Source organism: Stenotrophomonas sp. NPDC078853 (genome assembly GCF_044901215.1).
Taxonomy (GTDB): domain Bacteria; phylum Pseudomonadota; class Gammaproteobacteria; order Xanthomonadales; family Xanthomonadaceae; genus Stenotrophomonas; species Stenotrophomonas lacuserhaii.
Genome location: NZ_JBJDOQ010000025.1, coordinates 15,208 through 28,996, shown reverse-complemented (window position 1 = coordinate 28,996; position 13,789 = coordinate 15,208). Strand labels below are relative to the sequence as shown.

At 67.0% G+C, this 13,789-nt stretch carries 7 protein-coding genes; 4 read left to right on the top strand and 3 right to left on the bottom strand.

Annotated elements, in window-relative coordinates:
- Positions 1-63: 63 nt before the first annotated feature.
- The 3 genes from ybaL (at position 64) to ACI2JH_RS18565 (ending at position 6,682) form a co-directional block, all read left to right on the top strand.
- Positions 64-1,767 carry a YbaL family putative K(+) efflux transporter gene (gene ybaL, locus ACI2JH_RS18575; protein WP_101098821.1) on the top strand — a complete coding sequence of 568 codons (1,704 nt, stop codon included), beginning with the start codon at positions 64-66 and terminating at the stop codon, positions 1,765-1,767.
- Between the two features lie 502 nt (positions 1,768-2,269).
- Complete coding sequence (locus tag ACI2JH_RS18570; RefSeq protein ID WP_404736901.1) at positions 2,270-4,126, top strand: M28 family metallopeptidase; 1,857 nt, start codon at positions 2,270-2,272, stop codon at positions 4,124-4,126.
- A gap of 312 nt (positions 4,127-4,438) precedes the next feature.
- On the top strand, positions 4,439-6,682 hold the full coding sequence (locus ACI2JH_RS18565) for a M13 family metallopeptidase (protein WP_404736900.1): 2,244 nt from the start codon (positions 4,439-4,441) through the stop codon (positions 6,680-6,682).
- A 40-nt stretch (positions 6,683-6,722) separates the two neighbouring features.
- Here the strand turns inward: ACI2JH_RS18565 and clpB are convergent, their stop codons facing one another.
- Entirely contained in the window at positions 6,723-9,308 is a 2,586-nt protein-coding gene (clpB, locus tag ACI2JH_RS18560; protein ID WP_404736899.1) for an ATP-dependent chaperone ClpB, read from the bottom strand.
- A 185-nt stretch (positions 9,309-9,493) separates the two neighbouring features.
- Here clpB and ACI2JH_RS18555 point away from each other — a divergent pair, with 185 nt between their 5' ends.
- A complete protein-coding gene (locus tag ACI2JH_RS18555) occupies positions 9,494-10,204 on the top strand; it encodes a glutathione S-transferase (RefSeq protein ID WP_101098817.1) in 711 nt (236 codons plus the stop codon).
- 76 nt (positions 10,205-10,280) lie between these two features.
- Here ACI2JH_RS18555 and ACI2JH_RS18550 read toward each other — a convergent pair whose 3' ends face one another.
- A complete protein-coding gene (locus ACI2JH_RS18550; protein ID WP_101098816.1) occupies positions 10,281-11,876 on the bottom strand; it encodes a hypothetical protein in 1,596 nt (531 codons plus the stop codon).
- 129 nt (positions 11,877-12,005) lie between these two features.
- Positions 12,006-13,724, bottom strand: a complete 1,719-nt coding sequence (locus ACI2JH_RS18545; RefSeq protein ID WP_404736898.1) for a thiamine pyrophosphate-dependent enzyme — start codon at positions 13,722-13,724, stop codon at positions 12,006-12,008.
- Positions 13,725-13,789: the final 65 nt, after the last annotated feature.

The following is a 13,789-nucleotide window of genomic DNA, read 5'->3' as shown; positions in this document are numbered from 1 at the left end:
GTTTGCCGTATCGGGGCCCATCGGTGAAAATCGGGACATCCCCCGATTCACCTGCGAGACCTGATGCACCATGACACCGACCTGATCAACATCGTTGCCGTTGGCCTCGGGCTCGCCTTCATCTTCGGCGCGCTGGCCAACAAGCTGCGCTTGTCTCCGTTGGTCGGGTATCTGGTTGCTGGCATCTGCGTAGGTCCATTCACTCCCGGCTTCGTCGCCGACCAGGCGCTGGCCAACCAGTTGGCCGAACTGGGCGTCATGCTGCTGATGTTCGGCGTCGGCCTGCATTTTTCGCTGAAGGACCTGATGGCGGTGAAGGCCATCGCCATCCCCGGGGCGATCGGCCAGATCCTGGTCGCCACCCTGCTCGGCTGGGGCGTGGCCAGCCTGATGGGCTGGCCGGCCATCCACGGCATCGTGTTCGGTTTCTCGCTGGCCACCGCCAGTACCGTGGTGCTGCTGCGGGCAATGGAAGAACGCCGGCTGCTGGAAAGCCTGCGCGGCAAGATCGCGGTGGGCTGGCTGATCGTCGAAGACCTGGCCTGCGTGCTGGCCTTGGTGATGATGCCGGTGCTGGCCGGGGTGTTCGGACCCGATGCCGCCAAGCAGAACCACAGCATCGGCAGCGTGCTGGCCGACATCGGCTGGACCTTCGTGCAGCTCGGCCTGTTCGTGGCGGTGATGCTGGTAGTCGGCCGCCGGGTCATTCCCTGGATCCTGGAACGCATCGCCGGCACCGGCTCGCGCGAACTGTTCACCCTGGCCGTGCTGGCGATCGCCCTTGGCGTGGCGTTCGGCTCGGCGATGCTGTTCGGCGTGTCCTTCGCGCTGGGCGCTTTCTTCGCCGGCATGCTGCTCAACGAATCCGAACTCAGCCACAAGGCGGCTACCGATTCACTGCCGCTGCGCGATGCGTTCGCCGTGTTGTTCTTCGTCTCGGTCGGCATGCTGTTCAACCCGATGATCATCGTCGAGCACCCGTGGCAGGTGCTGGCGACGGTGTTGATCATCATGTTCGGCAAATCCGCCGCCGCGTTCTTCATCGTGCGTGCGTTTGGCCACCCGACCAGTACCGCGCTGACCATCTCGGCCAGCCTGGCGCAGATCGGCGAGTTCGCCTTCATCATCGCCGGCCTGGGCGTTGCACTGCAGATCCTGCCGCCCACCGGTCAGTCCCTGGTGCTGGCCGGCGCGCTGGTATCGATCATGCTGAACCCCCTGGTGTTCGGCCTGCTGGATCGCTGGCAGGCGCGCCAGCTCGCGCTGCAGCCAGCCGAGCCGGAGCCGGAAGAGGCCGACGGCCCCTCGCGTGACCTGCACGACCATGCCATCGTCATCGGCTACGGCCGGGTCGGCAGCGAACTGTCCCAGGTTCTGCGCGACAAAGGTGTACCGGTGCTGGTCATCGACGACAACAAGGAACACGTGGAAAGCGCGCATGCCGCCGGCATCGCGGCCATCCGCGGCAGTGCCGCCGCCGATCGGGTGCTGGCCGAAGCACACCCGGAGCGCGCCAAGATCGCCGTGCTGGCGATTCCGCAGCCGCTGGAAGCCGGCGAGGCGCTGGCCAAGCTGCGCGCGATCAATCCCGGCCTGACCCTGCTGGCGCGTGCGCACAGCGACGCCGAAGTGCGTCACCTGCTCGAACATGGTGCCGACGGCACGGTAATGGCCGAACGCGAGCTGGCGTACTCGCTGGCCGAGATGATCATGGCCACGCCGCCGTATCGCACGATGGGCCAGCAGCACAGCATTCCGGTGGTGTGAGGCCTGGCCGCCACCGGCGGCTGGGCCGGCGCGCCTGCACGTGGCTGGACAAGGTTGTCCCCGGCCGACCCGCATCGGCCGGGGACTGCGTTGCCACGCCCTTGGAGAGGCAGCTCCAGAGTAGCGCAGCGCCATGCCGATGGTGATGGCGCGCGGCGATGAGGACCAAGCTGGAAATCATCAGCACTGCGCTTGCAGGCCGCGAAGCGTGAAGCCTCCTGGCCGCTGGACAGGAGCCCTGTCAGAAACGTCGCATCTGCAGCATCGGGTCGCTTTCGCCCCTTCCTGAGTCGCCCGCTCCGCCGCCACGCTGCAGGCTGATTCCAGAGGAGCGCGCGCAGTGCGATGTGACCATGCCAGCCTTGCAAGACGAGTGAGCGGCAAGTTCCAGAATGACGGCGGGGCGCCACCCTCACATGCCTCGCGCCAACACGCCGCATGGGGAGCACACCCAGCGCCCCTGCGCCTTCTCGGCAGGCCAGCCAATCTGTTCGTCGGCGCCTTGCTTGCAAGCACCCTGGCCGCGCCGCGCGCGTCGCGCCCGCCCGGTCTGTCGGTCACTGGATCCAGCGGTACCCGCGAACCGGGTGGGGGTCCGGCAGTGGCGCTGCTGCCGGCCGCCGGCGCACACTCGGACTATCGCCCACTGACGACTGCACACCGCACAGCGCCCTGCACCGCGCTGACCGGCATCGCTAACAGTGCGGCCGCCGCCTGCACCGCTTCTCCCCGCCTGTGCGGAACCGCATTGGGCGTCGGCGCCGCGACCGGGATCGCGGCGACGATGTACTGCGCGGCACGCGATGCGCTGGGTGGCCCGGTACCGGTGGACCCGGACGAACCGGCATTCCCTGACGCTGCAAGCCAGGAGCGCGAGGCGCTGCGGGAAGCCGCGCAACAGATCAGCGTGGTGGATGCCGAAGGCGATGCCGAGCCACTGGAGACCGCGCTGCTGCGGATCCATCGCCACTGCGCCGGCAACCGGACGTGTCGCGCCGACGGCATCAATCCACTGTTGGAGCGCTTGCCCGCCAGCGACGTGGCGCGCCTTGTGCGCATCCTGGTACCTGCTGTCCCGGTCCGTCCCGGCCCCGCGCAGGCAACCTGGCCTCCCATGGCCGAGGCGGCAGCGTTCGATGCCAGCGGCGAACTGCTCGCGCTGGTGGATGCACTGAGCAATCTGTATTCGCCGGAACAGGCCGCCTTCCAGTATTACCTCGAGCGCATCGTCGCCAGCACGGTGAGCGGCGGCGGCGGCCGCCAGGGCAGTCCGGCCGGGATCCAGCAGCGCTGGATCGATGCCAACCTGCGCCGGCAGGAGACCATGGTTGAACTGCTCGAACGCAACGTCGGCCCGGTAGCCCGCCTTCCCTACACCCTGTCCGGGCTGGCCCATCTGGGCATCGCCGAAGGCACTGCCGCCTTCAATCTGCATGTCACCCTTCCCCCGGCCGGCGGACAGCCGCCCGTGCACCGCGTGCTGCTGGTCGCCCATGGCGACATGATCGGTCGCTCGTCAGGGTCCGAAGGCGCCCTGGACAATGGTTCCGGGCTGGCCACGCTCCTGCTCATGGGCACCAGGTTCCGGGACAACCCGGCCCCGGAGGGCACCCAGATAGAGCTGCTGGTGACCTCCTACGAAGAGCTGGGCTTCATCGGCGCGCGTGCATACGTCAACCAATGCCTGGATCGACAGGATTGTCCTGCGTTCGTGATCAACATCGACATGACCGGGCGCGGCGGCCATGGCTACGCAATGTCAGGCACCGACGCATTGGCCGGCTCGCTGCACCTGGGCCAGCCGACGCTGTACCTGCAGGCACCGCCGGTCACGCCCATCGAGCAACACGCACGCCAGCAGCTGGAGCAGCGCCTCGCCGCGCATGGCTTCACACCGGCCCCGGCGCAGGACACACCATGGCTCACCTCGGACAACATCCCATTCCAGAACGCCTCCATTCCCTGCGTAGGCATCAGCCAGATGAGCGCAGACGATGCGCGGCTATGGAAACAAGTGGAAGATGCACGCAAGGAATGGAACCAGCGTGATGCGCAGGTGGACTGGACACTCTGGCAGGCGCAACGGAACGGCACGCTCGAGCTGTCGCCCGGCAAGGCCCGCGCACTGAAGGAAACCTACCGGGCGGCAAGCGATGCGTACCATGCCTACCGGCAACTGCGCGATGCACACCCCAACGCGCTGCCGGTCATGATCCACAGCCAACGTGATCGCCTGCACCGGGTCGATCCGGTGATGGGGGCGGCCTTGGCCGACGCACTCGAGGATGGAATCCGCAACCTGCAATGGGATCCGGACATCCCCCATCCCGCGCCCGTTTCCGTGCCCTTGGCCAGCTGAGAGAGAGAGCGTATGCCGATCAACGCCACCCAAGCCCGCCAGCAGCAGGGCGCCCACCACCGGAAGCATCACGGCCTGGCTGCGCCATCGCATCCGGCAGCCTGCCAGCGACGCTTCGGCAGGCCGGCCGCCAGGCTGAATGTCGAAGGGATCCGCAACCAGCTCGCGTTCGCCCTGATGATGGGTAGCGCCCTGCCTGCGAGCGGGCGGCTTCCGCTCGGGCCATGCTCACTGCCCCCAGCACCGGCGCCCGGCTCAGCTGCCGGTGGGGGGTGGCTTCCGGGAACGCAGGCGCTGCAGGCCGGGTTCCCGATGGAGACTCCCGCAGCCGCGACCGCCATCTCTCCGGCACAGGCGCCGCTGCTTGCAATGGCGCCCTCGGGCATCGCCAACGCGGTCTCCGACGCCGCGTTGGCCGGGTGCCTGCGCAGCCCCCGCCAGTGCGGCACCGCGTTGTGGACGGCCGCCGGTGTCACCGCGTTCTGGGCAGGTGCTGCGGCGGCGGGCTACCTTCTGCATCGTCCTGCCGTGCCCGCTGCAGCTCCCGCACCGCTGCCCACCGACCTGGCGGCGACTTCGCACTACACGCTGGATCCAGCCCGCCTGCTTCGGCCCGTCCGCTTCAACGCCAGCGAACTGGACATGACGTTGTCGCCGTGCGACTCGCTCGGTGCACACGTCAACCGGCGATGGGAACAATCCAGCGCGCTGCAACCCAGCCGCACGCAGTTCGGGACGCTGGACCATCTACGCAGCATCGCGCTGCTGCAGTGCCAGCAACTGGCCGAGCAGATGGCGGCGCAGCCCGCTCCGGATCCGCCGGCGAAGGTGGTAGGAGATCTGTGGGCGACGGGCATGGACGAGGCAGGCATCGAAGTGGCCGGGCGGCGCCCGCTGCAGCCGCTGCTGGACAGGATCGAGGCCATCGGCGACCTGCCAAGCCTGGTCGCCCATTTGTTCGATTCAAGCGCGCGCGGCAGCAACCCTCTGTTCGAGTTCAGCGTATTGCCGGACCAGCTCGATCCCTCGGTGAACACCGCCTACCTGGCGCAGTCGGGCCTTGGCCTGCCCGACAGCACCTGGTACGACGACCCGGAAAAACAGCACATCCTCGACGCCTACCGCGCCCATGTCTCCGCCACCCTCGTGCTGTCCGGCATGCCGCCCGAAGCAGCAGGACGTTCATCCCACGACATCGTCTCGCTTGAACGTGCACTGGCCGCCGCCTCCCTCCCCTTTGCCGTGTACGCGGCCGATCCCGGCGCGTACCACAATCCGGTAAGCCCCGCAGAGGCCCACACGCTGACGCCTGCCATCGATTGGCAGCAGTTTTTCCGGGCCCAGGGCGTCCAACCGCCCGCTACGTTCTCGCTGGGCATGCCGGACTTTTTCCAACGCGTGGACGCATTGCTGGAAGGCGTTCCGCGCGCTGCCTGGAAGGCCTACCTTCGCTTCCACGCCACCGACAACGCCGCTCCCTGCCTGTCCAGTGCCTTCGTCGACCAGCACGACGCCTTTCACGGCGGTGTCCTAAAGGGCCGCCGATCGCCGGTACCGCGTTTTGCCCGCGTGATGGGCATCCTCCAGCAGCACGCCGGCGATGCGCTCGGTCCTGCCTACGCCGAGGTCGCGTTCCCGCCGAGCACGCGCCGCGCTGCCGAAGAAATAACCGCGCAGATGACTGCCGCGCTCAGGCGCCGGTTGCAGCAGTGTGAGTGGATGGACGACAGCAGCCGCGCACGGGCATTGGACAAGGCCGCCACGCTGCAGATCGACCTCGGCCATCCGCGGACATGGCCTACCTGGGACCATGTCGGCACCAGCCGTTCAAGCTTCCTGGCCAATATCCAGGCAGTACGGGCGCATGCGCAGCGCCGCAATGTCGCCCAGCTCGGCGAGCCCGTGGATGCCACCCACTGGAAGCTGACCCCGCAGACCGTCGACGCCTACCAGGACGTCTCGCTCAACCGGATCGTGATACCTGCCGCGTTGCTGCAGCCGCCCCTGTTTGATCCCGCCGCCGATGCCCCGCTCAACTATGGGGCGATCGGCGCCATCATCGGGCACGAGATGGGCCACGCATTCGATTCCGTCGGCACCCATTTCGATGCCGAAGGCCAGGAGAACGATTGGCTCTCAGCACAGAGCCGGCAGCAGCTGGGCACCCTCGCAGCCAGGGTGAAGGCGCAGTACGCAGCCTACGTGCGTGACGGACGGGCGCTCGACGGGGAGTTGACGCTCGACGAGAACCTGGCGGACGTGGGCGGCTTGAGCCTTGCGATGGATGCGATGCTGCATGCCACGGCAGGTACTCCTGATGCGATGATCGACGGCCTGACGCGCCAGCAGCGCCTGCTCGTCAGTTACGCGCTGATGTGCCGCACGATCACCACGAAGGAGCGCGCCGAAGCCCAGCGCGCGACCGACAGCCATGCCCCCGGCCAGGTGCGCGCGGACATGGCACCGTCCAATCTTCGCGATTTCGCCCGCGTGTTCAACTGCAGTGAGGGGGCACCGATGGCGCGCCCGCCGGGCGAACAGGTACGTTTCCTGTAGGTGATGGCGCCGGTGACCTGCCCGGCGCCCCCTGCACTGCTCACTGCCTGCTGAAGACCAGCTGGCCGCTGCCCGCATCCACGCCGATGGTGTCGCCGCTGCTGAACTCACCGGACAGGATTTTCTGCGCCAGCGGGTTCTCCAGTTGCGCCTGGATCGCGCGCTTGAGCGGACGTGCGCCGTAGATCGGGTCGAAGCCCACGGTGCCCAACTGTTCAAACGCCGCATCGCTTACCTGCAGCCTGAGACCGCGTTCGGCCAGCCGCGATTCCAGGCCACGCATCTGGATGCGCGCGATCTGTTTGATCTGCTGCTTGTCCAGCGGGTGGAACACCACGATGTCGTCAAGGCGGTTGATGAACTCCGGACGGAAGTGCGCCTGCACCACGCCCATCACCGCGGCCTTCATCTGCGTGTAGGCCTCCGGCGAGTCATCCCCGCTCATGTCCTGGATCTGGTGCGAACCTAGGTTGGAGGTCATCACGATCACCGTATTGCGGAAGTCGACCGTACGTCCCTGCCCGTCCGTCAGGCGACCATCATCGAGCACCTGCAGCAGGATGTTGAACACATCCGGGTGCGCCTTCTCGACCTCGTCGAGCAGGATGATCGAGTACGGGCGACGACGCACCGCTTCGGTCAGGTAGCCGCCTTCTTCATAGCCGACATAGCCCGGGGGCGCACCGACCAGCCGCGCCACGCTGTGCTTCTCCATGAACTCGCTCATGTCGATGCGGATCATCGCATCGGTGCTGTCGAACAGGAACTCGGCCAGCGCCTTGCACAGCTCGGTCTTGCCTACCCCGGTCGGTCCCAGGAACAGGAACGAGCCACTGGGACGATCCGGATCGGACAGCCCGGCGCGCGAGCGACGCACCGCATCGGACACCACCTTGATCGCTTCTTCCTGGCCCACCACGCGCCGGTGCAGCTCATCCTCCATGCGCAGCAGCTTCTCGCGTTCGCCTTCCAGCATCCGGTTCACCGGAATACCGGTCCAGCGCGACACCACTTCGGCGATCTCCTCGGCGGTTACCCGGTCCTGCACCAGCTTGAACTCGGTGTTCTCCGCTTCCTGCGCGACCGCCAGCTGTTTCTCCAGCTGCGGCAACTGGCCATACTGGATCTCGCTCATGCGGCCGAAATCCTGCCGGCGCTGGGCCGACTCCAGCTCCAGCTTCGCCTGCTCGATCTGTTCCTTGATCTTCGTTGCGCCCTGCAATGCGGCCTTCTCGGATTTCCAGATTTCGTTGAGATCGGAGAACTCGCGTTCCAGCGCATCGATATCGTTCTCCAGGTCCGCCAGACGCTGTCGCGATGCCTCATCCTTCTCTTTCTTCAGCATCTCGCGCTGGATCTTCAGCTGGATCAGACGGCGCTCCAGCCTGTCCAGTTCTTCCGGCTTGGAATCGATCTCCATGCGGATGCGCGAGGCGGCTTCGTCCATCAGGTCGATGGCCTTGTCCGGCAACTGGCGGTCGCTGATGTAGCGATGCGACAAGGTGGCGGCCGCCACGATCGCCGGATCGGTGATCTCCACGCCATGATGCACGGCATACTTTTCCTTCAGCCCGCGCAGGATGGCGATGGTGTCCTCCACCGTGGGCTCGCCGACCAGCACCTTCTGGAAACGACGCTCCAGCGCGGCGTCCTTTTCGATGTACTTGCGGTACTCGTCCAGCGTTGTGGCACCTACACAATGCAGCTCGCCACGTGCAAGCGCCGGCTTGAGCATGTTGCCTGCATCCATCGCGCCGTCGGCCTTGCCGGCACCGACCATGGTGTGCAGCTCGTCGATGAACAGGATGACCTGTCCTTCGTTCTTGGCCAGGTCGTTGAGCACGCCCTTCAGCCGTTCTTCGAACTCGCCGCGGAACTTCGCGCCGGCGATCAGCGCGCCCATGTCCAGCGACAGCACGCGCTTGCCACGCAGGCCTTCGGGCACTTCGTCGTTGATGATGCGCTGGGCCAGGCCTTCGACGATCGCGGTCTTGCCCACGCCGGGCTCGCCGATCAGCACCGGGTTGTTCTTGGTGCGTCGTTGCAGCACCTGGATGGTCCGGCGGATCTCCTCGTCGCGGCCGATCACCGGATCCAGCTTGCCGCTCTCGGCGCGCGCGGTCAGGTCGATGGTGTATTTTTCCAGCCCCTGGCGCTGTTCCTCGGCGCTTTCAGACTGCACTTTCTCGCCGCCGCGCAGCTTGTCGATGGCGACCTGCAGCCGTGCCTTGTCCGCACCGGCCGCACGCAGCGCCATGCCCAGGCTGCCGCCGTCTTCCAGCGCCGCAAGCACGAACCACTCGCTGGCGATGAAGGCATCGCCCTGCTGCTGGGCCAGCTTGTCGGTGTGGTTGAGCAAGCGGTTGAGGTCATTGCCGATGGACAGGTTGCCGGCCTGCCCGGATACCTTCGGCAATGCCGCCAACGCTTCGTCCAGCCGCTCGCGCAGCACGGTCACGTTGACACCTGCCTGCGAAAGCAGCGGCCGGGTACTGCCGCCGGGCTGGTCGAACAGGGCACTGAACACGTGCACCGGTTCGACGATGGAATTGTCGCGGCCCACGGCCAGCGACTGCGCGTCGGCCAGCGCCTGCTGGAAACGCGAGGTGAGCTTGTCCATCCGCATGTCGAATCCTCGATCAGAGAAGCCGGCCACGCCGGCACTACCCATCAGATGCGGCTGCCGCCGCGCGTTTCAAGGGCCCCTGAGATCATCGTCCCCGATAAGGAAACATCGCGTGTAGGGCATGCTCACCGGGCCCTGCCATTGCGCGCGGGATACTGCCCGGGCCTTCACCTTACGGGACCGACATGCATTACGAGCTCTATTACTGGACCGGCATCCAGGGACGCGGCGAGTTCGTGCGCCTGGCCTTGGAAGACGCCGGTGCCGACTACACCGACATGGCGCGGGTCCACGGCGATGCCGTCATGGATCCGTTCCTGGCCGGTACCTCCGAGGGCGGTCGCCCGTTCGCCCCGCCCTTTCTGAAGGCCGGCCGCCAGGTGGTGGCCCAGGTGGCGGCCATTCTCGATTTCCTCGGCCCGACCCTGGACCTGGTGCCGCATGCGGCCTCACGCCGGGTGCAGGCCATCCAGCTGCAGCTGACCATCGCCGACCTGGTGGCCGAAGTGCACGACACCCACCACCCGATCGCCGCCTCGCAGTACTACGAAGACCAGAAAAGCGAAGCCATCGCACGGGCCGCCTCGATGCGTGGCGAACGCCTGCCGAAGTTCCTTGGTTACTTCGAAGACATGGTCAAGGACAACGGTGGCCGCCACCCGCTGCGCGAGCACTCCTACGTCGATCTTTCCCTGTTCCAGCTGCTGGCCGGGCTGGACTACATGTTCCCGCAGCGGATGCGGGCGCTGTGGCCCAGGCTGCCGCTGCTGGCGGCGTTGAAGGAACGGGTGGAAAAACGCCCGGGCGTCGCCGCTTATCTGGCATCCGATCGCCGGCTGGCGTTCAACGCCAACGGCATCTTCCGCCATTACCCGGAGCTGGACGGCCCGGAATGACCCCGCCGTGATGGGTGACGACCGTTGGTCGTCCCCCCCCGCCGCTGCGCTCGCCGAGCATGGCTCGGCGCTACCGCTATCCCCGCACGGCCACCGGCTGCTTCTGCAATGACAGCAGCCCCAGCAGCACCGCAAGCGCCACATAGGCACCAGCGAACTGCCAGCTGATGATCCGCGCTAGGCCCTGCAGGTCCCAGGGCAGGTAGATGCCACCGCGCGGGTCCACCGAGTGGATCAGCCCGAACACGGTCAGTCCGGCAGCCACCAGCAGGAAGCCACAGGCGCGGCGCAGGCGCCCGTCCACCATCGCCGCCACCGTGGCAATCCACAGCATCGAGGTGATGATGAAGCCATTGCCCAGCGCGAAGATCACCGCCAGTTCCGGCAACCCATGGCCGTCCACCTTGGTCAGCATGGCGGCCATCTGTTCCGGCGCGATCCAGCCCGGCGCCTTGATCGCCAGCAGGTAGGCGGCCGAGGGCAGGAAGCCCAGCACCATCGCGCCGGCATGCTGCTTCGGCGTGGCCTGGAAAGCCTGGGTGGTGATGTCGATGCCCACGTACACGATGATCGGCGCCAGCACCGCCAGCGGCAGCCACTGCACCAGCCCGGAGACGATGCCGAGCATGCCGCCAATGCCGATGAACAGACCTGTCAGCAGCGTGTAGCCGCTGCGTGCGCCCATGTGCTTGTACGCCGGCTGCCCGATGTACGGCGTGGTCTGCGCCACGCCGCCGCAGACACCGGCCACCAGCGTGGCGATGGCCTCCACCAGCAGGATGTCGCGGGTGCGGTAGTCATCGCCGGCCGCGCGTGCGCTTTCGGAAACGTTGATGCCACCGACCACCATCAGCAGGCCGAACGGAAGCAGCAGCGGCAGGTAGGTCATCGCCGTCGGCATGCCGGCAAGGAAGCCCAGCGACGGCAGCGGCAGCACGATCTGCGGGGCGTTCCACACCGGTACCTGGAAGCCCGGCGCGCCCAGCCCGGCCAGGCCCAGCCCGTAATACAGCACGGTGCCGAACACGAAGGCCAGCAGTACCGCCGGACCCCGCACCGGCAGCTTGCCCTTGGCGATCAGCACGTACAGCAGCAGCCCCAGGGTCACGAAGCCGACCAGCGGCGAGCGCAGTGTTTCCAGCAGCGGCAGCAGGCCCATCAGCACCAGCGCGATGCCCGCGATGGAACCCAGCAGCGCCGCCCGCGGCAGTGCGCGGGTCACCGCTTCACCGAAGAAGGACAGCACCAGCTTGAGCAGGCCCATGATCACCAGCGCGGCCATGCCCAGCTGCCAGGTGGCGATCGCCGCCGCGTCCGGATCCAGTCCCTGTGCCTTGAAGGCCACGAACGCCGGGCCGAGCACCAGCAGCGCCATGCCGATGCTGGTCGGCGCATCCAGGCCCAGCGGCATCGCGGTGACGTCGTCGCGGCCGGTACGGGCGGCCAGCCGGCGTGCCATCACCGTGTACAGCAGGTTGCCGACCAGCACGCCGAAGGCGGTGCCGGGGAACATGCGGGTGAACACCACCTCGGCCGGGAACTGGAACATTCCCACCAGCGCCATGGCGATGAAGCCGAGGATGGAGAGGTTGTCGACCACCAGGCCGAAGAAACCATTGAGATCGCCGGCGACGAACCAGCGCCGCGGAGCGGCAGGAGCAGGAACGGACATGTGGGGGCAGGAAGGGGTGTGGGGACCGCCGATGGTAGGCCCCGCAGCATGTGGATGCCAATGAGGGTCGGCAGGGGTCGGATTCCTTTTCCTGCTGACCCCTCCTGCGGCCCCTTCTGCAGTGGATATTCAGCGCTTCAGGAAGTTGTCCGCCAGCAGCTCCTTGACCTGGCCGATGCGCCCGGCCAGCACCGCCTTGGCCATGTAACGCGCGGTCCCGATCACCTGCCCCGCCTCCACCTGCGGTGGCATCACCAGCTCGGTCGGGGCGGTATGCACGTCCAGCAGGGCCGGCCCCGGCTGGGCCAGCAGGTCCTGCACGGCCAACGCCAAGTCCTGGCTGCGGGTCACCGTGCGGCCATGGAAGCCGATCACTTCGGCCAGCTTGCCGAAGTCGGGATTCTTCAGCTCGGTGTAGTAATCCAGCAGACCTTCGACCTTCTGTTCCAGCTCCACGAAGTTCAGCGAACCGTTGTTGAACACCACGATCTTGATCGGCAGGTTCTCCTGCACGGCGGTCAGCAGGTCGCCCATCAGCATGCTCAGCCCGCCATCACCGCACAGCGCGACCACCTGGCGGCCGGGGAAGGCCTTCTGCAGGCCCAGCGCCTGCGGCATCGCATTGGCCATCGTGCCGTGCAGCAGGCTGGTCAACGTACGGCGGCGGCCGTTGACGCGGATATGCCGCAGCACCCACACCATCGGCGAACCACAGTCGGCGGTGAACAGCGCATCGTCTGCGGCGTGCTGGTCCAGCAGGGCGGTGAGGTACTGCGGGTGGATCAGCTCGCCCTCGCCGGGCGCCTCTTCTTCGGCGCGCCTGGCCAGGGCCTTTTCGCGGTGCCCGATGCACTCGTCCAGGAAGCCGGCGTCCTCGCGCGGCGGCAGCATGGGCAGCAGCGCCTCCAGCGTCGGGCCGATGTCACCGACCACGCCGAGGGTCACCGGGTGGCGCCTGCCCAGGTGGCTGCCATCGTGGTCGACCTGGATGATGGTGGCCTTGTCCGGGTAGTACTGGCCCCAGGCGAAGTCGGCACCGAGCAGCAGCAGGGTGTCGCACTCCATCACCGCATGGAAGCCGGATTCGATGCCGAAAATACCGGTCATGCCCATGTTGAAGGGGTTGTCCGGCTCGACGAAATCCTTCGCCCGCGAGGTATGTGCGATCGGCGCCTGCAACCTGCGCGCCAGTTCCAGCAGCGGCGCGTGGGCGCCCTGGCAGCCCGCGCCGGCATAGATGCCGATCCGCTTGCCCTGGCCCAGCAGTTCGGCGATGCGCAGCAGTTCGTCATCGCCCGGTCGCAGCACCGGACGGGTGTAATGCACGGCGAACGGAGGATCGTGCTTGACCACCTGTTCGCTGATGTCCGACGGCAGGATCACCACCGCTACGCCCCGCCGGCTGATCGCCGCCTGGCAGGCCAGCGTCACCACGCGGCGCGCCTGTTCGGCGCTGTACACCTGTTCGCAGAACACGCTGCACGTGGAATAGACCGCCTTGAAATCCACTTCCTGCGGAAACTCCATGCCCAGCTCACTGGTGACCACCTGGCTGGCGATCAGCACCATCGGTGCCTTGTTGCGGTTGTTCTCGAACACGCCATTGATGAAATGCAGGCTGCCTGGTCCGCAGGAGCCGGCGCAGGCCGTCAGCTGTCCGCTTATCAGCGAATCAGCGCCGGCGGCGAACGCGGCCACTTCTTCATGGCGCACGTGCACCCAGTCGATATCACTGCCGTGGATGGCCGTGGTCACATGATTGAGGGTGTCACCGACAATGCCGTAACAGCGCCGCACGCCGGCCTGCTGCAGAGTCTCGACGACGATATCGGCAACGCGCTTGCTCATGGCCTGGACTTCCTGGAACGGGGGAAGCCTGAGCCTAGACCGCGTCAGGTGACACCGCCGTGGGG

Excerpts from the sequence above, each read along its gene's own strand:
- ybaL (WP_101098821.1), top strand. The coding sequence starts at position 64 with ATGCACCATGACACCGACCTGATCAACATCGTTGCCGTTGGCCTCGGG.
- ACI2JH_RS18565 (WP_404736900.1), top strand. The coding sequence starts at position 4,439 with ATGGAGACTCCCGCAGCCGCGACCGCCATCTCTCCGGCACAGGCGCCG.
- clpB (WP_404736899.1), bottom strand. The coding sequence starts at position 9,308 with ATGCGGATGGACAAGCTCACCTCGCGTTTCCAGCAGGCGCTGGCCGAC.
- ACI2JH_RS18555 (WP_101098817.1), top strand. The coding sequence starts at position 9,494 with ATGCATTACGAGCTCTATTACTGGACCGGCATCCAGGGACGCGGCGAG.
- ACI2JH_RS18550 (WP_101098816.1), bottom strand. The coding sequence starts at position 11,876 with ATGTCCGTTCCTGCTCCTGCCGCTCCGCGGCGCTGGTTCGTCGCCGGC.
- ACI2JH_RS18545 (WP_404736898.1), bottom strand. The coding sequence starts at position 13,724 with ATGAGCAAGCGCGTTGCCGATATCGTCGTCGAGACTCTGCAGCAGGCC.